Genomic DNA, 25,274 nt, shown 5'->3' on the forward strand with positions numbered 1-25,274 from the left:
TTGCCAATAGCGTTACGCGCGGTGGGTGCACGCGTACACGGAATGACGGAATTTCACCGTCCGAACAAGGGGGCTCCACCTGTTCTCGACGACTGGGAGCGCCCGGTTCCGGATCCTGGTCTCGGGGTCCGGTGTCATCCCCAGGTATGACCCGGCACCCCGCCGGTCCCCCCTTGGTCGCCCCCCGGAACCGGAACTGCGGCTGACTACACGGGCCGGTTCGGCCGAGACGATGGTGCGGTCCCCGTGAAACGCCGTCGTCCCGACAGGAGCACCCTTCCGTGTCCACCACACCCTCCCCCCAACTTCGTCCAGGGGTGCCCCCGGCCGACCGGCGGACCACTTCCGTGGCCGCACGTGCCACGGACCTCTCGAAGATCTACGGACAGGGCGAGACCCAGGTGGTCGCCCTGGACCGGGTCACCGTCGAGTTCCGGCAGGCCGAGTTCACCGCGATCATGGGGCCGTCCGGCTCCGGCAAGTCCACGCTGATGCACTGCGTGGCCGGCCTCGACACCTTCTCCTCCGGATCCGTGCGGATCGGCGACACCGAGCTGGGCTCCCTGAAGGACAAGCAGCTGACCAAGCTGCGCCGGGACAAGATCGGCTTCATCTTCCAGGCGTTCAACCTGCTGCCGACGCTGACCGCGCTGGAGAACATCACCCTCCCCATGGACATCGCGGGCCGGAAACCGGACAAGCAGTGGCTGGAGAACGTGATCGAGATGGTCGGCCTGCGGGACCGGCTCGGCCACCGCCCCTCGCAGCTCTCCGGCGGCCAGCAGCAGCGCGTCGCCGTGGCCCGCGCCCTCGCCTCCCGGCCGGAGATCATCTTCGGTGACGAGCCGACCGGGAACCTCGACTCCCGCTCCGGCGCCGAGGTGCTGGGCTTCCTGCGCAACTCGGTGCGGGAGCTGGGCCAGACCGTCGTCATGGTCACCCACGACCCGGTGGCGGCCGCGTACGCCGACCGCGTGGTCTTCCTCGCCGACGGCCGGATCGTCGACGAGATGTACCGGCCGACGGCGGAGACGGTCCTCGACTTCATGAAGCAGTTCGACGCGAAGGGCCGGACCAGCTGATGTTGCGCACCGCCCTGCGCAACGTCCTCGCGCACAAGGCCCGGCTGCTGATGACCGTCCTCGCCGTCATGCTCGGCGTCGCGTTCGTCTCCGGCACCCTGGTCTTCACCAACACCATCTCGGACGCCTACCAGAACAGCTCCGCCAAGGGCTTCGACGGCGTCGACGTGGCCGTCCAGGCCAAGTACCAGGACTCCAAGGGCGACAAGGTCGGCAGGACGCCCGACCTCACCCAGGCCCTGCTCGACAAGGCGGCGAAGGTCCCCGGGGCCGCCTCCGCCACCGGGGTCGTCTCCGGCTTCACGGCGATCGCCGACAAGGACGGCAAGCTGATCGGCGGCGGCTGGCAGTCCGAGGGCGGCAACTACTGGGGCACCAAGGACTCCCGTTACCCGCTCGTCAGCGGCCACGCGCCCAGCGGCGGGAACCAGGTCCTGATCGACTCCAGGACCGCCGAGCGGGCCGGCTACCAGGTCGGCGACACCGTGCGCATCTCGGTGAACGGCCCGGTCCTCACCCCCACCGTCGCCGGCATCTTCACCACCGACGACGGCAACGTCGCGGCCGGCGGCAGCCTCGCCCTGTTCGACACGGCGACCGCACAGCAGCTGTTCGGCAAGAAGGGCACGTACGACGAGATCGACGTGACCGCGAAGGCGGGCACCGGACAGGCCGCCCTCAAGTCCCAGCTGGACCGGGCACTGCCGAAGAAGCTGGTGGAGACCACCACCGGCAGGAAGCTCGCCGACGACCAGGCGGCGCAGATCTCCAGCAGCATGAGCGGCCTGCGCTCGGGCCTGCTGGTCTTCGCCGGCATCGCGCTGTTCGTCGGCACGTTCATCATCGCCAACACCTTCACCATGCTGGTCGCCCAGCGCACCAGGGAGCTGGCGCTGCTGCGCGCGGTGGGCGCCTCCCGCCGCCAGGTCACCCGCTCGGTGCTGATCGAGGCGTTCGTGGTCGGCGCGGTGGCCGGCGTGACCGGTCTGGTCGCCGGCATCGGCATCGGCGCCGGACTGCGCTCCCTGCTGGGCTCGTTCGGCGCGACCGTCCCGGACGGCCCGCTGGTCGTCAGCCCCGGCACGGTGGCCGCCGCCCTCGCGGTCGGCGTCGTCATCACCATGCTGGCCGCCTGGCTGCCCGGCCGCCGCGCCGCGAAGATCCCGCCGGTGGCCGCGATGAGCGCCCTGCACGCCACCCCGACCACCAAGTCGCTGGTGCTGCGCAACACGATCGGCGCCCTGTTCTCGGCGGCCGGCGTGGTGGTGATCCTGGCGGCGACCACGATGAACGGCAGCGACGGCCAGGCCCCGATGGGCTTCGGCGCGGTCCTGCTCATCATCGGCGTCTTCGTCCTGACCCCGCTGCTGTCCCGACCGCTGATCGCGGCCGCGGCCCCGCTGCTGCGCGGGTTCGGCATCTCCGGCAAGCTCGCGCGCCAGAACTCGGTGCGCAACCCGCGCCGTACCGCCGCCACCGCCTCGGCGCTGATGATCGGCCTGACCCTGATCACCGGCATGACGGTGATGGCGGGCAGCCTGCAGAAGTCGATCGACAAGATGGCGAGCTCGGCGATCCGGGCGGACTACATCGTCTCGATGGCCAACGGCAACGCGCTCTCCCCCGACGTCGCGAAGAAGGTCGCGGCCACCGACGGGGTGACCGCCTCCAGCCCGCTCAGCAACTCGATCTCCCGGATCGACGGCGACACCGAGTTCCTGACCGGCGTCGACGGCTCGGCGATCGGGAAGCTGACCGACCTCACGGTGGACAGCGGTGCCTTCCGGGTCGGCGGCTCGGACGTCGCCGTGGACGACCACACCGCCAAGTCGCACGGCTGGAAGGCCGGTTCCGTCTTCACCGTCCACTACGAGGACGGGAAGTCGCAGCGGCTGACGGTCGCCGGGGTCTACGAGGGCAACGCGGTGATCCGCGGGATCATGGTCGACAGCACCACCCTCACCCCGCACGAGACCGACCCCGCCGACATGCAGGTCATGGTCAAGACGGCGGCCGGCGCGTCGAGCGCGACCAAGGACAGGCTGGAGAAGGCCCTCGGCTCCAACCCGGCGATCAAGGTCCAGGACAAGCAGGACCTGTCCGACTCCATCGCACAGGCGTTCACGCTGATCCTGAACATGGTCTACGGCCTGCTCGCGATGGCGGTGATCGTCGCGGTCCTGGGTGTCATCAACACCCTGGCGATGTCGGTGTTCGAACGTTCCCAGGAGATCGGCATGCTCCGCGCGATCGGCCTGGACCGCAAGGCGGTCAAGCGCATGGTCCGCCTGGAGTCCCTGGTCATCTCCCTCTTCGGCGGGGTGCTGGGCCTGGGCCTCGGGGTGTTCTTCGGCTGGGCGGCCGGTCAGCTGGTCGGTTCGCGGATGCCGACGTACGAACTGGTGCTGCCGTGGGCCAGGATGGCGGTCTTCCTGCTCCTGGCCGGCACCGTCGGCGTCCTGGCGGCCCTGTGGCCGGCCCGCCGCGCGGCGAAGCTGAACGTGCTGGCGGCGATCAAGGCCGAGTAGCCGACACCAGGGCAGCAGGTCAGCAGGACGCAGCGCCCGCGGCGAAGGGGCCCCACGGCGAGCGTGGGGCCCCTTTCGTATGCCGTCAGCTGTTCCAGGTGCGGGTGCGCAGGGGCAGCCCGGAGGCACCGGAGTCCGGGGTCCGGACGGCCAGCACCTGGTTGACGCCGATGCGGTTGTGCTCGAAGGCGAGGGCGGAGGCCGCCATGTACAGCCGCCAGACGCGGGCCCGGCCCGGACTGGTCAGCCGTACCGCGCGCGGCCACTCGGCCTCCAGGTTGGCCACCCAGCGGCGCAGCGTGCGGGCGTAGTGCTCGCGGATCGACTCCACGTCCCGCACCTCGAACCCGGCGCGCTCCAGCTGGGTGACGGTGGTGCCGACCGGGGCGAGCTCGCCGTCCGGGAAGACGTAGGCGTCGATGAACTCGTCGACGTGGTAGGTGGACTCGTCGAGCTGCGGGCGGCGCGCGATCTGGTGGTTGAGCAGCCGCCCGCCGGGCTTGAGGAGCCGGTAGAGCTCCTGCGCGTACTCCAGGTACCGTTCGGCCCCCACGTGCTCCGCCATCCCGATCGACGAGATCGCGTCGTACGGCCCGTCCCGGACGTCCCGGTAGTCCTGGACCCTGATCTCCACCCGGTCCGTCAGACCCTCGTCCGCGACCCGTTTACGGGCGAACGCGGCCTGCTCCTGGGAGAGGGTGACCCCGACGACGCTCACGCCGTGCTCGCGGGCCGCGTGGATGGCCATGGAGCCCCAGCCGCAGCCGACGTCGAGCAGCCGCTGACCGGGCCTCAGCCCGAGCTTGGCGCTGACGAGTTCGAGCTTGTCGCGCTGGGCGGTCTCCAGGGTCCCGTCGGCCTCCCAGTAGGCGCACGAGTACACCATCGACGGCCCGAGGACGACCTCGTAGAAGTCGTTCCCCACGTCGTAGTGGTGGCTGATGGCCCGCTTGTCGCTGCGGCGGGTGTGCAGATGGCGGGGTCTGCGTACCTCCTCGCGGGGCGGGGCGGGCGGGACGGGCGGTCCGGCGAGCCTCAGCAGCTCCCGGACGGCGGCCCGCACGGCGGGGTCGTGCAGCGCCTGCGCGAGGGTACGGCCGTCCTCCCCCCGCTCCCAGATCAGCCCGGACATCACGGCGAGGGCACCGTAGAGGTCGCCCTCGATGTCCAGGTCGCCGGCGACCCAGGCGCGGGCCAGGCCCAGTTCGCCCGGCTTGAACAACATGCGGCGCAGGGCGCGGCGGTTGCGCACGACGAGCGTCGGCGCGCCCGGCGGCCCGGCCTCCGATCCGTCCCAGGCCCGCAGCCGTACCGGGAGCGGGGCTCCCAGTAGCTGCTCGGCAACGTTCCTCAGCCGCGACGCGGCGTCGGCCATGGCGCACACCTCCAAGACATCGTTCCCGGATGCCGGCTACCACGTAAACACCGTGAGGGCAGCCACGCAGTCCCGCAAAGGAGTTACGACTGAGCAAAAAAGGTGTAGCCAGCATGTAGTCGGGCCGGTGTCCGGGGACGCCGAAGGGCCCCCCGCACCACGGATGGCGGGAGGCCCTTCGGACGGTTCAGCTACCGGTGACCGGGGTCAGGAGGCCTTGGCCTTCTCCTCGGTCTTCGGGGCGGCGACCGGAGCCGGCTTGGCGGCCTCGTAGAACTCCTCGCGGGGGTTCTCCATGGCACCGAGGGACACCACCTCGCGCTTGAGGAACATGCCGAGCGTCCAGTCGGCGAAGATGCGGATCTTGCGGTTCCAGGTCGGCATGGCCAGACCGTGGTAGCCGCGGTGCATGTACCAGGCGAGACGGCCCTTGACCTTGATCTTCGTCTTGCCCAGGACGATCATCGCGACGCCCTTGTGCAGACCCAGACCGGCGACCGCGCCCTTGTTGGCGTGGCTGTACTCCTTCTGCGGGAAGCCCCGCATGCCGGAGACCACGTTGTCGCCGAGGACCTTGGCCTGGCGCAGCGCGTGCTGCGCGTTCGGCGGGCACCAGGCGTTCTCGACGCCGGCCTTGCGGGCGGCGACGTCCGGCACCTGGGCGTTGTCGCCCGCGGCCCAGATGTAGTCCGTGCCCTGCACCTGCAGGGTCGGCGCGGTGTCGACGTGGCCGCGCGGACCGAGCGGCAGACCGAAGCGGGCGAGCGCCGGGTTCGGCTTGACGCCGGCCGTCCAGACGATCGTGTTGGAGTCGACCTCAAGGCCGTTCTTCAGCACCACGTGGCCGTCGACGCAGGAGTCCATCGAGGTGGAGAGGTAGATCTCCACACCGCGGCTCTCCAGGTGCTCCTTGCCGTACAGGCCGAGCTTGGGGCCGACCTCGGGAAGGATCTTGTCGGCGGCGTCGACGAGGATGAAGCGCATGTCCTCACGGGACACGTTCTTGTAGTACTTGGCGGCGTCGCGGGCCATGTCCTCGACCTCACCGATGGTCTCCGCACCCGCGAAGCCACCGCCGATGAAGACGAAGGTGAGCGCCTTGCGGCGGATCTCCTCGTCGGTCGTGGAGTCGGCCTTGTCCAGCTGCTCCAGCACGTGGTTGCGCAGGCCGATGGACTCCTCGATGCCCTTCATGCCGATGCCCTGCTCGGCGAGGCCGGGGATCGGGAAGGTGCGGGAGACCGCGCCGAGCGCGATGACGAGGTAGTCGAAAGGCAGCTCGTACGCCTCGCCGACGAGCGGCGCGATCGTGGCGACCTTGCGGTCCTGGTCGATGGTGGTGACCCGGCCGGTGAGGACCTCCGCCTTCGGCAGCACGCGTCGCAGCGGGACGACGACATGCCGAGGGGAGATGCTGCCGGCGGCGGCTTCGGGGAGGAAGGGCTGGTAGGTCATGTACGACCGGGGGTCGACGACCGTGACGGTCGCCTCGCCGTAGCGCATCTTCTTGAGGATGCGCCGAGCTGCGTACAGGCCTACGTACCCACCGCCTACTACGAGGATCCTGGGACGCTCCGTGGTGCTCATGGCATCGAGTATCCACCCGCCCCAGGGGGGCCGCTCGTGCGCCCCTTCACAAGCTTCCACAGGGGTCGTGCTACACTCCGCCGCCCACGTGACACAGGTCATGGTCGACAGTGGGAACCCACTTCCGATACGACCCGTTGTCAATGCCGTGTGAGCTGCCCCTCCGGGCTTCCGGGGGCACCCTGCGGGCGCCCGATGCCACCCTCGGGAACACCTCCCGGAACACCCCCGGAACGCTCTCCTGAGCACGCGCTCGGGCCTGTTGAGCCCTCGAACGGCCCAAGATCCCCCATCGGACCCCTCACCTGCACCGAATTCCTTGTGAAGAACTTCACGAAGTTTTCCACCGGGGCGTGGTGGCACGGCGTGTCACAGGCCGTTCGGGGTGCTCACCCGTCGATTCGCATGCTCATCCGAGGATGGATCACACCGATCTGCGGGTCAGGCGACCGACCAGGCAATGCCGTCCAGAATGTCGTGCTCGCTCACCACGACCTCCTCGGCACCCACCCGTTCCATGATCGACTGGAGGACGAGGGCGCCGGCCCCGATGACGTCGACACGGCCGGGGTGCATGGAGGGCACGGCCGCCCGCTCCGCGTGGGTCGAGCGCAGCAGCCACTCCGTGATCTCCCGGACCCGGGCGTAGGGGATGCGGGAGTGGTGGATGGCGGCGGAGTCGTACTCCGGCAGGTTCTGGTGGATGGCGGAGAGCGTGGTGACGGACCCCGCGAGACCGACCAGGGTGCGCGCCTCACGCAGCGGGACGGTCTCCTCGGCGAGGTCGAGGGCGCGCTCGATGTCGGCCCACATCGAGGCGGTCTCGGCCTCGGTGGGCGGGTCGCTGACGTGCCCCTCGTGCACGAGGTGCCGCTCGGTCATCCGCACGCACCCGACGTCCACGGACCGCGCGGCCCGCACGTGCGCGTCGCCCACGACGAACTCCGTCGACCCGCCGCCGATGTCCACGACGAGGAAGGGCCTCGCGAGGTCGTCGCGCCCCGCCAGCTCCCGCGTCGCCCCCGTGAAGGAGAACTCGGCCTCCTGGTCACCGCTGATGACCTCCGGCTCGACGCCGAGGATGTCCAGCACGCCCCGCACGAACTCGTCCCGGTTCTCGGCGTCACGGGAGGCGGAGGTGGCCACGAACCGCAGCCGCTCCGCCCCGTACTCCTTGATGACCGCCGCGTACTCCCGGCAGGCCGCGAACGTCCGCTGCAGCGCCTCCGGCGCCAGCCGCCCGGTCCGGTCCACCCCCTGCCCCAGCCGCACGATCACCATCCGCCGGTCCAGATCGACGAGCTCCCCGGTCTCCGGGTTCGCGTCGGCGACGAGCAGCCGGATGGAGTTGGTTCCGCAATCGATGGCGGCGACGCGGGTCATGGCGGTGGGTTCCTTGTCTGTTCGTGACGTGTCGTCGGATCGAGCCGGGCCGGCAGCCGTTCAGGCGACCGAGTCGGGGCGGCAGCCGCTCGATCGACCGGCTCCGGGCGGCACGTGCTCGACGCACCGAGTCGGGGCGGCAGCCATTCGATCGACCGAGTGGGGTGGTGGGTGGGCGAGGGATTCGGGGTCCGGGGGCGCAGCGCGGACGGCGACCTGTCCGGCGATCAGTGCCCGGCCGGGGGCACCACACATGCCCCCTTGGCCCACCACTCCGGCAGCATGGCGATCGCCTCGTCGCCGAGCGGGTTCACGCCGGGGCCGGCGGCCAGGGAGTGCGCCACGAGCACGTGCAGGCACTTCACCCGGTCCGGCATCCCGCCGGCGCTCGGAAAGCCCGTCAGCTCCTCGATCTCGTCCCGGCGCCGGATGTAGTCCTCGTGCGCGGCCCGGTACGCCGCCGCCAGCTCCGGGTCGCTCTCCAGCCGCGCCGTCATCTCCTTCATGACGCCGTTGGCCTCGAGGGTCCCGATCGCGGACGCGGCCTTCGGGCACGTCAGGTAGTACAGCGTCGGGAACGGCGTCCCGTCCGGCAGCCGCGGCGCGGTCTCCACGACGTCCGGCTGTCCGCACGGACACCGGTGCGCGATCGCCCGCAGCCCGCGCGGCGGCCGCCCGAGCTGCTGCTTGAAGGCCTCGACGTCGGCGTCGGTCGGCTCGGTGCGCGGAGTGGAGGGCGGAGGCGTTTGCATGACTGTGTTCTGCGTGGCTTTCTGTCGGTTCACTGGTCGGACGCGTCGGACTTGTCGACGCCGTCCCAGACGTTCGCGTACCAGGGCCGGTCGGCCGCCCCGAGGTAGGCGTGCGCCTGCTTGGCGGCACCGGGGTCGATCACGACGAACCCGGTCTCCCCCGGCATCACGTAATGCAGCCGCTCACGGATCCGCTGCTCGGCGTACGCGTCGTCCTGCCACCGCGCCTTGAGGTCCCGCAGCTGCTCGACCCGCTGCCGGGCCTGCTGCTGCTGCCGTTCGAGGTCGGAGATCTCGGCGCGCTGGGAGACGTACTGCCGCATCGGATAGGCGAGTGCGACGACCATCGTGCACAGCACGATCGCGAGCAGCGCGGCGCGGCCGGTGAGCCGGGAGCGGCGGGCCTGGCGCCTGGTCTGGGAGCGGTAGACCCGGGCCGCCGTCTGCTCGCCGAGCAGCTTGAGCCTGGTCGCGGTGGAGAACCGGTCCCGGTCCTTCACGGCCATGTCCCCGCCTCCCTGGTCGCCCTGATACGTGCGTACGTCCCCGGACACGGTACGGGACCGGGTACGGGGACGTACGTACGACTGGCTAAGCCTTACCCTCTAGCGGGCTCAGCCTTTGAAGCGCGGGAAGGCGCTGCGGCCCGCGTACACCGCCGCGTCGTCGAGGATCTCCTCGATGCGCAGCAGCTGGTTGTACTTGGCGACGCGCTCGGAGCGGGCCGGGGCGCCGGTCTTGATCTGGCCGCAGTTGGTGGCGACGGCGAGGTCGGCGATGGTGACGTCCTCGGTCTCACCGGAGCGGTGCGACATCATGCACTTGAAGCCGTTGCGCTGGGCCAGCTCGACGGCGTCCAGGGTCTCGGTCAGCGATCCGATCTGGTTCACCTTCACCAGCAGGGCGTTGGCGGTGCCCTCCTCGATGCCGCGGGCCAGGCGCTCCGGGTTGGTGACGAACAGGTCGTCGCCGACGATCTGCACCTTGTCGCCGAGCTTGTCGGTGAGGACCTTCCAGCCCGCCCAGTCGTCCTCGAACAGCGGGTCCTCGATGGAGACCAGCGGGTAGGAGGCGACGAGCTCCTCGTAGTACTCGGTCATCTCGGCGGCCGAGCGGGACTTGCCCTCGAACTCGTACTTGCCGTCCTGGTAGAACTCGGACGCGGCGACGTCGAGCGCGAGCGCGATCTGCTCGCCGGGGACGTAGCCGGCCTGCTTGATGGCCTCCAGGATGAGGTCGAGCGCGGCGCGGTTCGACTCCAGGTTCGGGGCGAAGCCGCCCTCGTCGCCGAGGCCGGTGGACAGGCCCTTGCCCTTCAGGACCTTCTTCAGGGTGTGGTAGACCTCGGCACCCCAGCGCAGCGCCTCGGAGAAGGACTCCGCGCCGATCGGGGCGATCATGAACTCCTGGATGTCGACGTTGGAGTCCGCGTGCGAGCCGCCGTTGAGGATGTTCATCATCGGGACGGGCAGCAGGTGCGCGTTCGGGCCGCCGAGGTAGCGGAACAGCGGCAGGTCGGACGCCTCGGAGGCGGCGTGCGCCACGGCGAGGGAGACGCCGAGGATGGCGTTGGCGCCGAGCGAGCCCTTGTTGTCGGTGGCGTCCAGGTCGAACATGGCCTGGTCGATCAGGCGCTGCTCGGTGGCGTCGTAGCCGACGAGCTCCGGGCCGATCTGCTCGATGACGGCGAGGACGGCCTTCTCGACACCCTTGCCCTGGTAGCGGTTGGGGTCGCCGTCACGGAGCTCGATGGCCTCGAAGGCACCGGTGGAGGCGCCGGACGGAACGGCGGCACGACCCGTGCTGCCGTCGTCGAGGCCGACCTCGACCTCGACCGTGGGGTTGCCTCGGGAGTCCAGGATTTCCCGGGCTACGACGACGTCGATGGACGGCACGAGCATCTCCTTCTTGGGATGTGACGCTGGTTGTGCGGGGCGCACGCGGGCCTCGTCGGCCCTTGCTCAGCCTTGCGACTAGAGCCTAACCGTCCCGGGGCCGTCGGCCGGCACGACCGACCGGCCCGTGGACATACAGACGGTACTCATTGTTCACGTGCGGAACAAAGGGGGTCCCGATGAAGAACGGGAGAAGAGCGGGCCAAGAAGGGGACGGCGGCCCGGCGGCAAAGAGAAACCCCGCCCCGGTGCGTTCGGGGGAAAACGCACCGGGACGGGGGTCCGTGGGGGACGGGGGTGACCCTCACGTGGTCTCCACTATGGGGACCACGGCTATGGGGGAGCTGTGGTTCGGCTGGGCATCGCCCAGCACTTTCGGTGGCCGCTCCGCGGGCTGCGTCAGGTGTCCTACTTCAGGTGCAGCTGCTGGCCCGGGTAGATGAAGTCGGCGTCCTCGACGATGTCCTTGTTCAGCTTGAACAGCGCCTGCCAGCCGCCCTTGACCTTGTGCTTCTCGGCGATCGAGCTGAGGGTGTCGCCCTTGACGACCTTGTACTCGCCGTCGCCCTTCTTGACCTTCTTGCCGGCCGGGGTGGTGACGGTCTTCTTGGCGGCCGGGCGCTCGGCGGAGCGGGAGGCGGCCTGGGTGTCGGTCGAGCGGGTGCTGGTGCTGCTGCCCGACGAGCTGGAGCTGGAGGAGCTGCTGGAGCCGCTGCCGGTGTAGGTGGCGCCGGACAGGCCCGTGCCGCAGACCGGCCAGGCACCCTTGCCCTGGGCGCCGAGGACCTTCTCGGCGATCTCGATCTGCTGCGCCTTGGTGGCCTGGTTGGCCTGCGCGGCGTACTGCGTGCCGCCGTACGCGGCCCAGGTCGAGGCGGAGAACTGCAGACCGCCGTAGTAGCCGTTGCCGGTGTTGATGGCCCAGTTGCCGCCGGACTCGCACTGGGCGACGGCGTCCCACTCGGAGGCGGTGGCGGCGGAGGCGCTGCCGGCCGCCATCAGCGGGGCCGCGACGGCGACGCCGGTGACACCGGCGACAGCGATGGCGCGGACGGCCTTGGACGGACGACGGTGCTTGCCCTTGCCGGAGAACAGCATGGATCGATCCCCTCACCGACGCCTGCGAGGTGAGCTGTCGGGTTCGGGCCGGTTGAGTTGCCCGGCCGCACACCCGTGTGTCGGTGCGCGGCTTCACCCCGAGCCGGATCGGCGGCCTCAACCACCGGTCCCGGCACTTACCTTGGGTCCCCCGCTCCTGCCTACGGCGCATGACGCGACGACTGTTCCCGGGTGGCCGCTGGCAGGACTCGGCGTTGCGACGGCCGGGGCTCGTGGTGACGAGCGGCCTCGACCGTAAACAGGCGATCAGGTGAATTTCAAAGATGATCAGGGCTTCTGAGACTCATCCCACACTTTCACCAGAACGGACATTCAGCCCGAAGCGGGGCGCCAACTCCCGCCGCCTTTCGCCCTATTCGGTACCGAGTTTCAGGGTCTGACCGGGGGCGATGGCGTTCGGGTCGGAGCCGATGTCGGCCTTGTTCGCGGCATAGAGCGCGCGCCATCCGCCGTCGAGACCAAGGGAGTCGGCGATGGAGGCGAGGGTGTCGCCGTCGTGGACGGTGTAGGTGTCGCCGCCACCGGAGGCATGCCGGCCGGAGGAGGTGTCACTCTGACCGTTTGTCACACTTTCGTCCGCCGAGTCGCCGCGGTGCTTGCCGCCGCCGCTCACGGCGCCCGTGTCGACCAGGCTCCAGGAACCGCCGGTCCGCCACGAACTGTCCGACTTGTCGGACCCGGAGATGACGGGACTCTCGCTCGCCTTCGAGGCGCCGGAGCCGGAATCGGAGCCGGAGGATTCCGACTTGCCCGTCTTGTTCGACTTGCCGGATGCGTCGGCCTTGGAGTCACTGCCGGTGCTCGCGCTCGCGGAGGGGGTGGCGGAGTCGCTCCCGGAGTCCGTGGCCCCCGAAGAGGAGTCGGAACCGGAGGAAGTGGATGAGTCGGACAGCCCGGTGGACGAGTCCGACGAGCCGGATGAGCCGGAGGAACCGGATGAATCGCCCGAGTCGCCGAATCCCGTGTCGACGTTCACCGACGCGTCGTCGGACGAGAGGCCGGCCAGCAGCGCACAGGTCCGCCAGGCCTTGGTGCCCTGGTCGGCGAGTATCTTCTCGGCGACCGCGATCTGCTGCGAACGGCTCGCCTGGTCCGGAGTGCCGGCGTACTCCAGGCCCCCGTACTTGCTCCAGTCGTCCAGGGACATCTGGAGGCCGCCGTAGTAGCCCGTGCCGTTGTCGGCGCTCCAGGAGCCACCGCTCTCGCACTCGGCCACCTGGTCCCAGGTGGAACCGTCGGCCGCGCTGGCGTTCACCGCGCCGAGGAGCGGCAGTGCGATGGCGGAGCCGGTCACGCCGGCCGCGACGAGGAGCGCCGGAGCCTGGCGGGGGCGACGGTGACGACCGTTCCCGGAGAGCATGCGGAAACCTTTCGAGCGACAGCGGTGACCGGCGCGGCGGGTCCCGCAAGGGCGCCGCACTGACGGTGAACGTATCGGCAGACGATCACTTGTCACAAGTTAGTGCCGCGCAGATCACGTGAAGATCACAGAGTTGAACGCTGGTCATCTTCTGTCCGTACCCGGGTGTGAGTAGTTGAGGTACGGGACATCCCGGCGAGATTGATCTTGCTGCGGTTCCGCACTCCTGATGAGGCCCGGGTGTGCTGCATACGGCAGCGGTCTCGTCCTCTTCGGGTTCGGGCCAGGGGCCGAAGGGACCGTGGGCCGCCGGTCGGCCGACGCGCGGGGCGGGTCAGTTGCGCGTGCCGGCCGGTGGGCCGACGACGGTGGTGAGCTGAAGTTTGGTCTCGTCCTCGCTGCCCGGCGCGGCGGTCATGATGACGATCTTGAGCTCGGTGTCGCCGTCGGTCAGGACATCGCAGTCCACCGTGACCGGGCCCACCGACGGGTGGTCGACCGTCTTGCGGACCTCGCGGTTCGCGGTCACCTCTCCCGTCGCCCACAGCTCGGCGAACCTCTCGTTGCCTGCGTTCAGGTCGCGGACCAGCGCGGCCAGGCGACTGTCCCGGGGGAAGCGGCCGGTGGCGCGGCGCAGGTCGGAGACGAGGGCGGCGTCGGCGGTGTCGGGGTCCGTATCGGTGACCGGCCACAGCGCGAGGGGGGTGTGATCGGCGCCCACCGGGAACCTGTCGCGGGCGAAGTTGCGCATCCGCGGCGGCGAGGCCAAGGGGTCGCCCAGCAGGGCGGCCCACCCGTGGTTCCACCACACCAGTTGCCAGTCCGCCGCGAACACGGCAACCGGCACGTCTCCGAGGCGGACGAGCACTCGTTGCATACCGGGCGGGAGATGGTCGCAGATCGTGCCGTCCGCCGGCGGCACGATCCGGGCCAGGCGGTAGAGGTGGTCCCGCTCGGCGGTGGACAGCTGGAGGGCGCGTGCCAGGGACGACACCACCGACGCCGAGGGTGTCGTGGCCCGCCCCTGCTCCAGGCGCACGACGTAGTCGACCGACACTCCGGCCAGGTCGGCCAGTTCCTCGCGCCGCAGCCCGACAGCCCGGCGCTTGCGGACGACCGGCAGCCCGGCGGCCGACGGGGGCAGCCGGTTCCGCCATGTGCGGATCGCCGCGCCCAGTCCGGCCCCAGGGGGTGTCGTCGTCATGCTCTTCATCCTCCCGCGTCCCCGATCACATGCGGGGGGCGCGAAGGTGGTACTGGTCTTCCCACCGTCGAATCGTCCCTGGTCCAGCTCCCTCGTCCAGGCAACCATCGAAGGCATGACGATCACTTTCATCACCGGAGCCAACAAGGGCATCGGCCGCGAGACCGCCCGCCGCCTCATCGCGTGCGGGCACACCGTTCTCCTGGGAGCCCGCGACCGTGAGCGGGGTGAGGAGGCAGCCGCCGCGCTGGGCGCACGCTTCGTCCCCGTCGACGTGACCGACGACGCGTCCGTGGCCGCCGCCGCGGACGTCGCCGAGCACGAGGGCAGGATCGACGTCCTGATCAACAACGCGGGGGTCCAGGGTCCCTTCGGTGATCCCGGCGACCTCACCGCCGCCGACGCCCGCGCCGTCCTCGACGTCAACGTCATCGGCGTGGTCCGCACCACCACCGCGTTCCTGCCGCTGCTGCGCCGTTCGGACGACCCCGTGATCATCAACGTCAGCAGCGGCATGGGCTCCCTCGCCTTCACCCACGACCCCGGCCGGTCCGAGTCGCAGGTCGCCGTGCCGCTGTACGCCTCCTCGAAGGCGGCGCTGACGATGTTGACCACGCAGTACGCCAAAGCGCTCAAGGACATTCGCGTCAACGCCGCCGACCCCGGCTACACCGCGACCGACATAAACGGTCACAGCGGCTCCCAGACCGTCACCGAGGGCACGGACGCGATCGTCGCCCTCGCCACCGAGGGGCCAGGTGCCGGCACCGGACGCTTCATCGACCGCCATGGCGAGATCGCCTGGTCCTGACACCGGCGGTGCCGGGTCACCGGCCCTGGAAAGTTCCGGCACTTGAACCGCTTCTGGATCTCCGCCGCGTGCTCGTACACCGTCGATCGGCGCTCCGGGTACCGCTTCACGCACGAGGCGTCGGCGATGCCGAGCTGCCCGGCCAGGCACTCCACGGCCTCCCACGGCACCGCGAGTGGGTCCTCACCCAGGAACCGGCCGATGTGGCGGACCGTGCAGATCTGCAGGGCCATGCCCAGGCGATGTGCGTCCGTACGACGCAGGACGATCAGGTCACGGTCGTCATCGTCGAGAAAGAAGAACCGCTCCAGTTCCGGGCGGGTGGGCACCTCGGTGAACGTCCCGTACGCCTCGGCCTTTATCTGTAAGCGGTATCGACCCCGGGCAGCCGCAGCCGCTTGACGGCATGCGGCGGACGGTAGCCATACCTCGACAGCGATCGAGGAACTTCCTGTACCTCAACTACTCACACCCGGCACCGGCCGGAGAGGGGCTTCAACGGGTGGGCGTGAACTCCACCGGGAGGGTGCGCAGTCCGCGCATGATGAGTCCGCCGCGCCACCGCAACTCCCCCTCGTCGACGCCGAGTCGCAGGTCCGGAAGGCGCGTGAGGAGGCCGGCGAGCGCGGTCTGGCCCTCCAGGCGGGCGAGCGGTGCGCCGAGGCAGTAGTGGATGCCGTGGCCGTATCCGAGGTGCTGGTTGTCCCGCCGGGCGAGGTCCAGGGTGTCCGGCTCCGCGAACCGCTCCGGGTCCCGGTCCGCCGCGGCCAGGACGACCAGGACCGGGTCGCCGGGCGCGATGTGCTGCCCGCCGATCGCGACCGGCTCGGTGGCGAACCGCCAGGTGGCCAGCTCCACCGGCCCGTCGTAGCGGAGCAGTTCCTCGACACCGGTCTCCAGCAGCCCGCGCTCGCCGGCGGCCAGGGACTCCTGCAGCCGGGTCCGCTGCCCGGGGTGGGTGAGCAGCGCGTACATGCCGTTGCCGATCAGGTTGACGGTGGTCTCGAAGCCGGCGAACAACAGGATGAAGGCCATGGCCGCGGCCTCGTTCTCGGTGAGGTGCTCACCGTGGTCCGAGGCCCGGATGAGCCCCGAGATGAGGTCCTCGCCGGGGCCTGCCTCTGCGGGCAGCGCCTCCCGCTTCCGGTGGATCAGCTCGGCCAGATACCCGCGCATCTTCTTCACGGACCGCGCGACCCCGCCCCGTGGACCGCCCCCGTGCCGGATCATCATCCCGGCCCAGTCCCGGAAGTCGTCCTGGTCCTCCGGCGGTACGCCGAGCAGGTCGCAGATGGCGTAGATGGGGAGCGGGAAGGCGAACTCGTGGATGAGGTCGGCCTCGCCCCGCTCCGCGAACCCGTCGATGAGCCGGTCGGTCAGCTCCCGCACCCGCGGTGCGAACTCGGCCACCCGGCGCGGGGTGAACGCCTTGCTCACCAGCCGCCGCAGCCGGGTGTGGTCCGGCGGGTCGATGTTCAGCAGATGCGTCATCAGCTCGGCCTTGCGCTCCCCGGGGATACCGGTCTTCCCCTTGGCGTGCGCGGGCTCGTCGTGGTGCGCGGGGTTCTTGGACAGCCGGGGGTCGGCGAGGGCCTGCTTCGCGTCGGCGTACCGGGTGACCAGCCAGGCCTCCACCCCGCTGGGCAGCCGGGTCCGCCGCACCGGCTCGTGCTCCCGCAGCCAGGCGTAGGCGGGGTAGGGGTCGGCGGCGAACTCCCAGGTGAACAGGTCGGGTGCGGCGGTCACTTCGCCACTCCCTCCGCCGCCCGCACCGCGTCCCGGTAGGCCCGGGCCGCCGCCCGCAGGGCCGCCTCCGGATCGACGCCGTCGGCCTCGGCGCGGGCCGCCAGTGCGAGGAGTTCGTAGCCGATGCCCGGCGCCTGCGGCAGCGGTACGTCGAGGCCGGCCGTGCGGACCCGGGAGGCCAGCTTCGCCGCCAGTGCGAGGCCCGGCTGTGCGAGGGGTATCCCGTCCGTCACCGACTCGCGCCGCTTCTCCACCGCCTTGGTGCGCAGCCAGTGCTCCTTGACCTCCTCAGGCGTCGACGCGGTCTCGTCGCCGAAGACGTGCGGGTGGCGGTGGATGAGCTTGGCGACGATGCCTCCCGCGACGTCGTCGACGGAGAAGGGGGCGTCCGGGTCCTCCTCCGCGATCCGCGCGTGGAAGACGACCTGGAGGAGCACGTCGCCCAGCTCCTCGCGCAGTTCGTCGCGGTCGCCCGCCTCGATCGCCTCGACGAGTTCGTACGCCTCCTCGATGCCGTACTTCGCGAGGCCGCGGTGGGTCTGCCGGGACGACCAGGGGCACTCCGCGCGGATCCGGTCCATGACCTGGACGAGGTCGAGGAGACGGGCGCCGGGCAGGTCGTAGGAGGCGGGCAGGAGCTCCAGCTCGGGCATCCGCACCCGGCCGGAGCCGGCCAGCCGGGCCAGGCCGTCGGTGAGGGCCGGCTCGCCCTCGCCCGTCGCCACGACCACCACCGTCCGGCCGCCGGCGCAGGCGTGGACCAGCTCCTCCGCGGTGGGGGCGGCCTCGTCCACGGCGGTGCCTGCCTCCCGCAGGTACGGCAGCTGCGGATGCGCGCCGTCCGCGCACAGCACGCGGTCCGCCGCGCGCAGTGCCTGCCAGGCGGGCCAGGACAGCAGGCCGGGGGCGACCCGGTGGCTGGTGGTGAGCAGGACGACCCGGCCGGCGTCGGCGGCCGCGGGAGAGGGGTCCGGGGTGGTGGGTTCGGGCCTGGTGGTGTTCACGCTCCGAACGTAACGCACCGCCGCCGCTCACCTCGCGGTTCGTCCACAGGGCGGAGGCGATCAAGTGATCGTATGACTGCAGCCGCCGCGGTCACCGCAGTGACCGCGGTCGCCGCAGTGACCGCACGTGATCGCGACGGAGGTGCTCGCTGCGGAGGTGACCTCCCCGGTGGCCCTTCCTACGCCGACACCTGCGTCCCGCCCGAGGTGACCTCCCGTACCCACGGGGTCTTGGCGTCCACCCGGCTGCTCTTCTGGACGTCCCAGGCGCCGTAGCGCGGGTTGAGGTCGACGTGGAGTTCCTTGGACGCGTTGGCCAGGGCCTTCCAGAAGGCGGGCTGCGAGGTGTCGGTGCCGAGCACCTCGGCGAGCTTCTTGGCCTCCACCTGGAAACGGAGGTTGTCGTCCAGCCGCTGGGGGGCGATGCCGTACTTCTGCAGCCAGGCCGTCTGCAGCGCCGCCGAACCGCCGGCCTGCTGTTCGAGCCCGGAGCGCATCTGCTCGACCTCCGCGCGGGTGACGCTGACGCCCGCGGTCCGGGCGGCCCGGTGCAGCACCTTGTCGAGGACCATGTTGTACAGGGTGTCCCGGGTGAGGCTGCTGGTGGAGGAGAGGACCTGCTGGTACTGCGTCTCGTCGGGCACCGCGGCGCGCTGCGCCCGGCGCACCTCGTTCACCCGGTTCTCCAGCTGCGAGACGGTGATCCGCTGGCCGCCCACGACGGCCGCCGCGCCCGGGTGCGCGTCGCTTCCGCAGGCGGTCAGGAAGGGGGCCGCGGCGGCGATCGCGGCGGAGAGGAGGAGCGCGGTGCGACGGCGGCGGTGCAAGGGTGCCTCCCGAGGAGATTGTGCGACGGTGCACAAAGTCTTGCGGTGATCGATGGTAGGCAGTGGGCAAGCTCTGGCCAACCCATTCGACCAACGATTCACACGCGCTTCCGGCACCGCCGCACCACCCTCCGGAAGGGTTTGCGGTACTGATCCCGTACGAATCCCGCTCAGCCGGTGATCGCCACCGGGGCGTCCCACGCGTCACGGTCCACTGTGATCGTGTAACCGCCGCGCGTCTCCTTGCTGTTCACCATGTACTGGTGGGCCCGGCTGTGCCCGGTGTACTGGGAGGCGCCGAACGGCCAGTCCGTGGTCGTGGTGTTCTGCTTGTCCCACAGCGCGTACCAGAGGTTGCCCGGCAGGTCGGTCTTGTCGGTGGCGTTCGCGATCGCCTTGGCGCTGGAGCTGGTGAAGCCGTAGTAGCCGGCGCGGTAGGTCTTCGCGCGCAGTTCCTTGTCGAAGGCGCGGACATAGGTCAGCACGGCGTTGTTGCACGACGTGTTCGTCGTGTCGTACGCCTCCATGTCGAGGTAGATCGGGCTGCCGGCCTTCATGCCGAGCGCGGCGGCCTTGGCCACGGCGTCGTCGGCCTCGGACTTGCCGACGGAGGCCGCGGTGGACGCGCTGATCTTCACGGAGCCGCCAGATCCGCAGGACGGCTGGGAGCCGACGTAGAGCGGGATGAGCTTCCACCCGACCGCGGAGACGGACTTGACCCAGGAGGCGGTGAGGTTGGGCTGGGCGCAGCCGCGGTTCTTGCCGCCGATGTAGACGGCGGCGGCGCCGTAGAAGCCGGTGTTCCAGGCCTTCATCACGGTGGCGGAGGGCGCGGCGCAGGTGTCGAACGCGCGGCCGGTGAAGGTCTTCTGGGCGGGCCAGGTGGTGGCCGCCATGGAGGTCTGCGCGGCGATCCCGGCCCCGGCGACGACCGCGGCACCCGCCACGCCCCAGGTGATGTATCTGCGCTTCCTCGACTGCCGATGGCTGGACATGCCGGAACCCCACCCCTGTTGTCTTTACCCGTGTCTTTGCCTGTGCCGTCGCTGTGCGACAGGTTGTGCGAAAAGCACGTGCAGTATGCACTGTGCGGGAGCTAGCCGCGCATCTGCCCCAGCCAGTGGAGCGTCCGCCGCACCTCGCCTGCCAGCGGGTGGCCGGGGCCGTGCAGCCGTTCCACGTCGAACAGCAGCCGGGTGAGCGTGTCGTGGGCGGCCGGCCGGTCGCCGAGGGCGAGCAGCAGATGCCCGATCCGGCGGCGCACCTCGTGCGCGAGCTGCGGGTCGCCGGCCACGTACTGGTTCTCGTAGTACGGCAGCAGCGCGCGGTACTCCGCGAGCGCCGCCGCCGGTTCGCCGAGCTGTTCCAGGCACTGGGCGGTCTCGTAGCGGAAGCGCAGGGCCTGCGGGTCGGCCTGGCCCGCCTCGGCGGCACGTTCGTCGGCGAGCCGGCGCAGTTCGGGCAGCGCCCGCCGGTACTGCCCGTCGTCCATCAGCGTGGCCGCGTACTGCTTGCGCAGGGTGCGGACGACCGTGGAGCGCTCACCGTGCTGGTCGGCGGCGGCAGGCAGGATCGCGCCCAGGATGTCGACGGCCTGGGTGATGCGCCCCTCCCCGAGCAGCCGCTTGACCTCGTCGACGGCGGCGGCGACGTCCGGCCTGTCGGGTACGGCGGCGGCCGGGGCGGCGGGCTGGGGTGCGGGGGTCCGCGCCCGGTCGGGCCAGGGGGCGTGCGGGCGCAGGAAGGGGCGCGTGGGGTCCAGGGGCGACCCGGACGGTGTCCCGCGCGCGGGCAGGAGCGTCGCCAGGTCCTCGTAGACCTCCTGCGCGGACGCCGGGCGGTGCTGCGGGTCCTTGGCGAGCAGGCGCAGCACGAGGCTCTCCAGCGGCTCGGGGACCTCGGGGCGGATCCGGCGTACCGGCGCCGGCGGCTCGTACAGGTGCCGGTGCAGCACGCCGAGCGCCGTGGATCCCGCGAACGGGACCTCTCCGCTGAGCAGTTCGTGCAGCAGCACGCCGAGCGCGTAGAGGTCCGTGTACGGGCCGACCGCGCCGCCCATCGCCTGCTCGGGCGCCATGTAGGCGGGCGAGCCGATCGGGGAGCCGGTGTGGGTGAGACGGGTGGTGTCGGTGTCCATGACGGAGGCGACGCCCAGGTCGAGGACGGTGACGGTGCCGTCCTGCTTCACCATCACGTTGCGCGGCTTGAGGTCGCGGTGGACGATCGGCACCGCGTGCACGGCGCTCAGCACGGCGCACAGCTGCGCGGCCACCGCCACCGCCCACTGCCACGGGTACGGGTCGTGCTCGGCCAGGTGGTCGGAGAGGTCGGCACCGTCCACGTACTGCATGACGAGGAAGAGCTCCTCGCCCTCGCTGCCCGCGTCGTGCACGGTGACCAGGCCGGGATGGTCGACCTGCGCGGTGACCCGGCACTCCCGCAGGAACCGGCGGCGCAGCTCCTCCGCCTCCGCGCCCGCCACCTTGTCGGGGCGCAGCAGCTTCACCGCCACCCGCCGGTCGAGCCGCTGGTCGTACGCCGTCCACACCTGGCCCATGCCGCCCTGCCCGATGAGCGTGGACAGCTCGTAGCGGCCGGCGACGACACGTCCTGCGGCCACGGTCACCGTCCGCCCTCGTGGCCGCCCTCGCGGTGCCCGTCGTGCTTGCGCAGATAGTCACTGAGCTCGTCGAGCTCGGCGCGCACCTGCTCGATCCGGGCGGGTGCCGGGCGCTGGGGCGGCGCGGGTATCGGCGGCTGCGCGAGCGGCGGCCGGGGCAGCGGGGGGACGGAGTGCGCGGGCGGGACCGGGGTGTGCGGGGGCATCGTCCCCGTGCTGTACGGCGAGGCCGGGGTCGGGTAGGCGAACTGCTGCGCCGCGTAGGCCTCGCGCTGCCGCTGGAAGTGGCGTACGTCGGCCGCCAGGTAGTAGACGACGGCGCCCAGGAGCGTGCCGAACAGCAGCGCGATGCCCAGGTAGCCGCCGGGGGTGTGCACGTCGTCGCCGGGTTCGCTGCCCAGCAGCACGATGCTGAGGACGTCGGCCGCCACCGCCGTCACCAGGAGGCCGACGTCGACCGGCCTGCGGGTCACGACGGCCAGCCGCAGCAGCATCGCCCACGCCAGGAAGCCGACGCTGAACACCCCGAGCGCCACGAACACCACACGCAGCAGGGCCAGTACCGCGTTGTGCGGCGGCCGCCGCACCGGCTGCGCATGGCCCTGGCCTTGCATGGTCGCTCCTGTGTGCCTGGTACCTGGAAAAGGGCGTACGTGCCCGTCCCGTGCCGATCCGCCCGCGGACGACACCGGTCGTGCGATGGTCGGATCGAGCATATGGCCCGGCACGGACAACCGGTTCGGGTTGTACCGAACCGTTGTCGGACCGACTGCGGGGCGATCCCGGCAATTCCCTGCCGGTCCGTGCCGATCCCGGCCGGAGGTCAGCCGGGCGCGACGGTGCCGTCGGTGAGGCCGTCGTACATCCCGCGTACGAGGTGCTCCCCGAGCCGGCTCGCGTGGCGCAGCGCCCGCTCGAACTCGTCGAGGGCGCGGAACCGCGCGCCGTAGCGCCGCTGTTCCTCCAGGGGCAGCCGGGGCAGCTGCAGCCGGCGCACGTCCAGCCGGGTCGCCGTGGAGGCGTAGCTGCTGGCCTGCCGGTTGTTGGCGGTGCCGCGCAGGAAGCCGGCGAGGAACCACGGGTCGAGGGCCGTGCGGTCGGGGCGCAGCAGCACCAGGTTGCGCCCCAGGGCGGCGCCCGCCGTCGCGTCGTCGATCACGCGTGCCACCGAGCCGCCGCCGAGGACCGGTACGACGACGTCGCCCGGCTCGGTCAGCACGGCCTCCTCGTCGCTCTCGGGAAGCGTGCCGGAGGGAGCCGTCGCGGCAAGGACGTCGTGGTCGGTGAGCACGGGCACGCGCGCGTGGCCGCCGTTGCCTCCGGTGCGCAGCAGCAGCGCGCCGCCGCGGGCGAGTTCGCCGACGGTGGTGAGCGGCCACCGCGCGGGCGGCGCCTGGTCGGCCGGGGGCGGGGTGAGGTCGACGGTCAGGCGCAGGGTCGCGCCGAGCCGTTCGCGGACCTCCGTGAGCTCCTCGGCGCCGTCGGCCGCGGCGGCCGGGGGCAGGTGGCGGGCGGGCGCGAGGTCCACGTCGTCGTCGAGGAGTTCGATGACCGGCACCGATCGGGCCAGCCCCGGCCGTGCCACCGGCCCGCCGTCGCGCTCGAAGGCACGCCAGGCGTCCAGGACGGCGTCCCGTACCGCCGCCAGGTCGGGGCCGCCCCGCCCGTCCCCGGCGAACCTCCCGGTGTCCACGAGCAGCACCTCGGGCGTGGCCGGCGTCCGGTCCGGCCGGCGCAGCACCCACAGGTGCAGCGGGATGCTGTGCGGCGGCGCCGCCCCGGCCGGCAGCGCGACGAGCGCCCGCAGCGCGCCCCGGCGCAGCAGGTCGGCGCGGATCCGGCGTCCGGAACGGCGGGACGCGACGGCCGGCGGCATCAGCAGGACCGCGGTGCCGCCGTCGGCGAGCCGGGCCAGGGCGTGCTGCACCCAGGCCAGTTCGGACTCGGTGCGCGCGGGGAAGCCGTACTCCCAGCGCGCGTCGTACGCCAGCTCGTCGTGGCCCCAGTTGCGCTCGTTGAACGGCGGATGGCACAGCACCGCGTCCGCGCGCAGCTCCGGGAAGGCGTCGGCGCGCAGGGTGTCGCCGGCGGCGCCGTGCACGCCGGCCCGGGAGTGCAGCGCGAGCCGCAGCGCGGTGAGCGCGGCGAGATCGGGGGCGCTGTCCTGGGCGTACAGCTCCTGGTCGGGGCGGACGCCGACGGCCCGCAGCAGGGCGCCGGTTCCGCAGGCCGGGTCCAGCACGGTGCGGGCGGGACCGGCCAGGTCGGCCATGAGACCGGCGAGTTCGGACGGGGTGAGCGTGTACTGGCGCGGGTTGGCGTCCAGGTGCCGCCCCAGCAGGAACTCGAAGGCCTGCCGGGCCCCGGCCTCGGCGGCCAGTTCGGCCGCGCCGCGCAGGAGGGGGACGGAGGGGAGGAGCTGGGGGCCGGTGGGGGTGGCGACGGCGGAGGAGGGGGCGGAGGCGGCGGAGGGAGCAGAGGGAGCAGAGGGAGCGGAGGGAGCGGAGGGAGCGGAGGGAGCGGAGGGAGCGGAGGGGGAGAAGGAGGCGGCGGCGGAAGCGGTGGGGTGTGAGGTGTTCACACCTCCCGCACCACCGGATCGGTTCACACCCGCTGCGGCGCCCGGCCTGTTCACAGCTTCGGCGGCGTCCACGTCCGGGCCGCTGTGAACCGTGCGCTCGGGCGCCCCGCGGAGACGCGCGGTCAACACCTGGTCCAGTGCCGCAGGCAGCATCGCGGCCAGCCGCTCGTCCGAGCCGGCGCTCGCGTGCAGCCAGACGGTGGGGCGCTCGTGGATCAGCAGCAGCACGCAGCCCGCGTGCACCAGCGCCGTCAGCGCGCCGTCGGGGTGCCCGACGAGTTGCTGCCAGACCCGCTCGCGCAGCGGGACCTGGGCGAGTTTGCCCTGCCTGCGCAGCCAGGACTCGACCTCGGCGAGCGCGAAGGACGGGCTGGTCTCGGTGCCGCCGACCGGCTTGGGGAAGTCGGCGTGCCGGCGGCGCCAGTTGCTGACGGCGGCGCGGCCCACGCCGGCGAGCCGTGCGATGCCGGCCGCGGTCACCTCAGTGGTGTTGTCCTGCACGCGGCTTCCGCTCCCCTCGTCCCATGTGTGCACCGAGCATACCGACGCGCACAAGATCCCCCGCTTCACGCACGTGTACACATCGCCTCGGTTGTTTCATGTTGACTCGGTTCACAGCCTCTGCTGTTATTGACCCACCGCTTCTACAACTCCCCGAAGGACTCCCGATGCGCCTCCAGTCCCGTGCCGTGCTGCTGATGGCCGCCGCGGCCCTCCCGCTGGCCCTGACCGCCTGCTCCGCCGGATCCACCGGTGCCGGCACCGACTCCGGTACCGGCACGAGCGCCGAGCCCGCCAAGGCGAAGGACCCCAACTCCGGCCTGTTCACGGGCACCCGGCTGAAGAAGGCGCTGGCGCCCGCATCGGCCTTCCCGTCCGGCCTCGCCCTCGAGTCCGACGGCTCCGCGGACAGCGGCGGCCAGTTCCTCTCCCCGGCCGGGCGGAAGGCGGGGAAGCCGGACTGCACGAGGCTGGAGACCACGTCCTGGATCCAGGTGTCCGGCTACAAGGGCGGGGTGTCGTTCGCGCAGAACGGCTACGCGAGCAAGACCGAGGAAGTGGACCAGGAGATCGACGCCTTCCAGGGCACCACGGCGGCCGCGGTGATGAAGGCGCTGCGGACCGTCGCCGCCGAGTGCGCCACGTACACGGACACCGACGCGCACGCCAAGGTGAAGCTCACCGGCAGCGACACGGCCGGACTCGGCGACGAGGCCTTCACGATGACGCTGACGAGCGGCTACTGGGAGAACGGCACCACGTTGATAGCGGCGCGTTCCGGCGGTTCCGTGGTCACCGTGCTGTCCACGGCCGGCGGCGACGACGGGGCCGCGTCCGCGAGGAAGGTGACGACGACGATCCTGTCGGCGCTGAAGAAGTAGCCCGTTCCGTTCCCGTGA

The 25,274-nt window shown here is 71.4% G+C and carries 20 protein-coding genes, 1 pseudogene and 1 riboswitch; of the genes and pseudogenes, 4 read left to right on the plus strand and 17 right to left on the minus strand.

What is annotated here, in order from left to right:
- The first annotated feature begins 317 nt into the window (after window positions 1-317).
- Entirely contained in the window at window positions 318-1,082 is a 765-nt protein-coding gene (locus AB0472_RS40225) for an ABC transporter ATP-binding protein (RefSeq protein WP_366364343.1), read from the plus strand.
- Window positions 1,082-3,610 (plus strand): FtsX-like permease family protein, encoded by a 2,529-nt coding sequence (locus tag AB0472_RS40230; protein ID WP_366364321.1) that lies wholly within the window; start codon window positions 1,082-1,084, stop codon window positions 3,608-3,610. Before AB0472_RS40225 ends, AB0472_RS40230 begins: the two co-directional genes overlap by 1 nt.
- An 85-nt stretch (window positions 3,611-3,695) precedes the next feature.
- On the opposite strand, the gene AB0472_RS40235 is transcribed toward AB0472_RS40230, so the two are convergent.
- The 9 genes from AB0472_RS40235 to AB0472_RS40275 form a co-directional block, all read right to left on the minus strand.
- Window positions 3,696-4,985, minus strand: coding sequence for a cyclopropane-fatty-acyl-phospholipid synthase family protein (locus tag AB0472_RS40235; RefSeq protein WP_366364322.1), 1,290 nt, complete (start codon window positions 4,983-4,985; stop codon window positions 3,696-3,698).
- A gap of 207 nt (window positions 4,986-5,192) precedes the next feature.
- Window positions 5,193-6,572 carry an NAD(P)/FAD-dependent oxidoreductase gene (locus tag AB0472_RS40240; protein ID WP_366364323.1) on the minus strand — a complete coding sequence of 460 codons (1,380 nt, stop codon included), beginning with the start codon at window positions 6,570-6,572 and terminating at the stop codon, window positions 5,193-5,195.
- Window positions 6,573-7,013: 441 nt separating this feature from the next.
- Entirely contained in the window at window positions 7,014-7,955 is a 942-nt protein-coding gene (locus tag AB0472_RS40245; protein ID WP_366364324.1) for a Ppx/GppA phosphatase family protein, read from the minus strand.
- 227 nt (window positions 7,956-8,182) lie between these two features.
- Entirely contained in the window at window positions 8,183-8,707 is a 525-nt protein-coding gene (locus AB0472_RS40250) for a DUF501 domain-containing protein (protein ID WP_366364325.1), read from the minus strand.
- A 29-nt stretch (window positions 8,708-8,736) separates the two neighbouring features.
- The gene (locus AB0472_RS40255) at window positions 8,737-9,213 is read right to left on the minus strand and encodes a septum formation initiator family protein (protein ID WP_366364326.1); all 477 of its coding nucleotides are present in this window, start codon (window positions 9,211-9,213) and stop codon (window positions 8,737-8,739) included.
- A gap of 108 nt (window positions 9,214-9,321) precedes the next feature.
- The gene (gene eno, locus AB0472_RS40260) at window positions 9,322-10,608 is read right to left on the minus strand and encodes a phosphopyruvate hydratase (protein WP_366364327.1); all 1,287 of its coding nucleotides are present in this window, start codon (window positions 10,606-10,608) and stop codon (window positions 9,322-9,324) included.
- Between the two features lie 402 nt (window positions 10,609-11,010).
- The gene (locus tag AB0472_RS40265; RefSeq protein ID WP_366364328.1) at window positions 11,011-11,700 is read right to left on the minus strand and encodes a transglycosylase family protein; all 690 of its coding nucleotides are present in this window, start codon (window positions 11,698-11,700) and stop codon (window positions 11,011-11,013) included.
- A gap of 4 nt (window positions 11,701-11,704) precedes the next feature.
- Window positions 11,705-11,879, minus strand: a riboswitch (cyclic di-AMP (ydaO/yuaA leader).
- A gap of 194 nt (window positions 11,880-12,073) precedes the next feature.
- Window positions 12,074-13,081, minus strand: coding sequence for a transglycosylase family protein (locus AB0472_RS40270; RefSeq protein WP_366364329.1), 1,008 nt, complete (start codon window positions 13,079-13,081; stop codon window positions 12,074-12,076).
- A 334-nt stretch (window positions 13,082-13,415) separates the two neighbouring features.
- A complete protein-coding gene (locus AB0472_RS40275) occupies window positions 13,416-14,294 on the minus strand; it encodes a helix-turn-helix transcriptional regulator (protein WP_366364330.1) in 879 nt (292 codons plus the stop codon).
- Window positions 14,295-14,400: 106 nt separating this feature from the next.
- Here AB0472_RS40275 and AB0472_RS40280 point away from each other — a divergent pair, with 106 nt between their 5' ends.
- The gene (locus AB0472_RS40280) at window positions 14,401-15,096 is read left to right on the plus strand and encodes an SDR family NAD(P)-dependent oxidoreductase (protein WP_366364331.1); all 696 of its coding nucleotides are present in this window, start codon (window positions 14,401-14,403) and stop codon (window positions 15,094-15,096) included.
- Window positions 15,097-15,149: 53 nt separating this feature from the next.
- Here AB0472_RS40280 and AB0472_RS40285 read toward each other — a convergent pair.
- The 8 genes and pseudogenes from AB0472_RS40285 to AB0472_RS40320 form a co-directional block, all read right to left on the minus strand.
- A pseudogene (locus AB0472_RS40285) lies at window positions 15,150-15,458 on the minus strand (DUF4158 domain-containing protein); the annotation flags it as partial.
- A 133-nt stretch (window positions 15,459-15,591) separates the two neighbouring features.
- Window positions 15,592-16,842, minus strand: coding sequence for a cytochrome P450 (locus AB0472_RS40290; RefSeq protein WP_366364332.1), 1,251 nt, complete (start codon window positions 16,840-16,842; stop codon window positions 15,592-15,594).
- The gene (locus AB0472_RS40295; protein WP_366364333.1) at window positions 16,839-17,846 is read right to left on the minus strand and encodes a nucleoside triphosphate pyrophosphohydrolase; all 1,008 of its coding nucleotides are present in this window, start codon (window positions 17,844-17,846) and stop codon (window positions 16,839-16,841) included. The genes AB0472_RS40290 and AB0472_RS40295 overlap by 4 nt, the downstream gene beginning before the upstream one ends.
- A 179-nt stretch (window positions 17,847-18,025) precedes the next feature.
- Window positions 18,026-18,673: a SurA N-terminal domain-containing protein gene (locus AB0472_RS40300; protein WP_366364334.1), complete on the minus strand. Its 648-nt coding sequence runs from the start codon at window positions 18,671-18,673 to the stop codon at window positions 18,026-18,028.
- A 170-nt stretch (window positions 18,674-18,843) separates the two neighbouring features.
- Entirely contained in the window at window positions 18,844-19,668 is an 825-nt protein-coding gene (locus tag AB0472_RS40305; RefSeq protein WP_366364335.1) for a glycoside hydrolase domain-containing protein, read from the minus strand.
- A gap of 101 nt (window positions 19,669-19,769) precedes the next feature.
- Entirely contained in the window at window positions 19,770-21,257 is a 1,488-nt protein-coding gene (locus AB0472_RS40310; RefSeq protein WP_366364344.1) for a protein kinase, read from the minus strand.
- 38 nt (window positions 21,258-21,295) lie between these two features.
- Entirely contained in the window at window positions 21,296-21,907 is a 612-nt protein-coding gene (locus AB0472_RS40315; protein ID WP_366364336.1) for a hypothetical protein, read from the minus strand.
- A 209-nt stretch (window positions 21,908-22,116) separates the two neighbouring features.
- Window positions 22,117-24,375, minus strand: a complete 2,259-nt coding sequence (locus AB0472_RS40320; protein ID WP_366364337.1) for an N-6 DNA methylase — start codon at window positions 24,373-24,375, stop codon at window positions 22,117-22,119.
- A 167-nt stretch (window positions 24,376-24,542) separates the two neighbouring features.
- On the opposite strand from AB0472_RS40320, the gene AB0472_RS40325 reads away from it, so the two are divergent.
- Complete coding sequence (locus AB0472_RS40325) at window positions 24,543-25,256, plus strand: hypothetical protein (protein WP_366364338.1); 714 nt, start codon at window positions 24,543-24,545, stop codon at window positions 25,254-25,256.
- Window positions 25,257-25,274: the final 18 nt, after the last annotated feature.

The organism is Streptomyces sp. NPDC086777 (genome assembly GCF_040702065.1).
In the GTDB taxonomy this organism is placed as follows: domain Bacteria; phylum Actinomycetota; class Actinomycetes; order Streptomycetales; family Streptomycetaceae; genus Streptomyces.

Excerpts from the sequence above, each read along its gene's own strand:
- AB0472_RS40280 (WP_366364331.1), top strand. The coding sequence starts at position 14,401 with ATGACGATCACTTTCATCACCGGAGCCAACAAGGGCATCGGCCGCGAG.
- AB0472_RS40265 (WP_366364328.1), bottom strand. The coding sequence starts at position 11,700 with ATGCTGTTCTCCGGCAAGGGCAAGCACCGTCGTCCGTCCAAGGCCGTC.
- AB0472_RS40240 (WP_366364323.1), bottom strand. The coding sequence starts at position 6,572 with ATGAGCACCACGGAGCGTCCCAGGATCCTCGTAGTAGGCGGTGGGTAC.
- AB0472_RS40325 (WP_366364338.1), top strand. The coding sequence starts at position 24,543 with ATGCGCCTCCAGTCCCGTGCCGTGCTGCTGATGGCCGCCGCGGCCCTC.
- AB0472_RS40275 (WP_366364330.1), bottom strand. The coding sequence starts at position 14,294 with ATGAAGAGCATGACGACGACACCCCCTGGGGCCGGACTGGGCGCGGCG.
- AB0472_RS40245 (WP_366364324.1), bottom strand. The coding sequence starts at position 7,955 with ATGACCCGCGTCGCCGCCATCGATTGCGGAACCAACTCCATCCGGCTG.
- AB0472_RS40315 (WP_366364336.1), bottom strand. The coding sequence starts at position 21,907 with ATGCAAGGCCAGGGCCATGCGCAGCCGGTGCGGCGGCCGCCGCACAAC.
- AB0472_RS40305 (WP_366364335.1), bottom strand. The coding sequence starts at position 19,668 with ATGTCCAGCCATCGGCAGTCGAGGAAGCGCAGATACATCACCTGGGGC.
- AB0472_RS40270 (WP_366364329.1), bottom strand. The coding sequence starts at position 13,081 with ATGCTCTCCGGGAACGGTCGTCACCGTCGCCCCCGCCAGGCTCCGGCG.
- AB0472_RS40255 (WP_366364326.1), bottom strand. The coding sequence starts at position 9,213 with ATGGCCGTGAAGGACCGGGACCGGTTCTCCACCGCGACCAGGCTCAAG.
- eno (WP_366364327.1), bottom strand. The coding sequence starts at position 10,608 with ATGCTCGTGCCGTCCATCGACGTCGTCGTAGCCCGGGAAATCCTGGAC.
- AB0472_RS40235 (WP_366364322.1), bottom strand. The coding sequence starts at position 4,985 with ATGGCCGACGCCGCGTCGCGGCTGAGGAACGTTGCCGAGCAGCTACTG.
- AB0472_RS40230 (WP_366364321.1), top strand. The coding sequence starts at position 1,082 with ATGTTGCGCACCGCCCTGCGCAACGTCCTCGCGCACAAGGCCCGGCTG.
- AB0472_RS40250 (WP_366364325.1), bottom strand. The coding sequence starts at position 8,707 with ATGCAAACGCCTCCGCCCTCCACTCCGCGCACCGAGCCGACCGACGCC.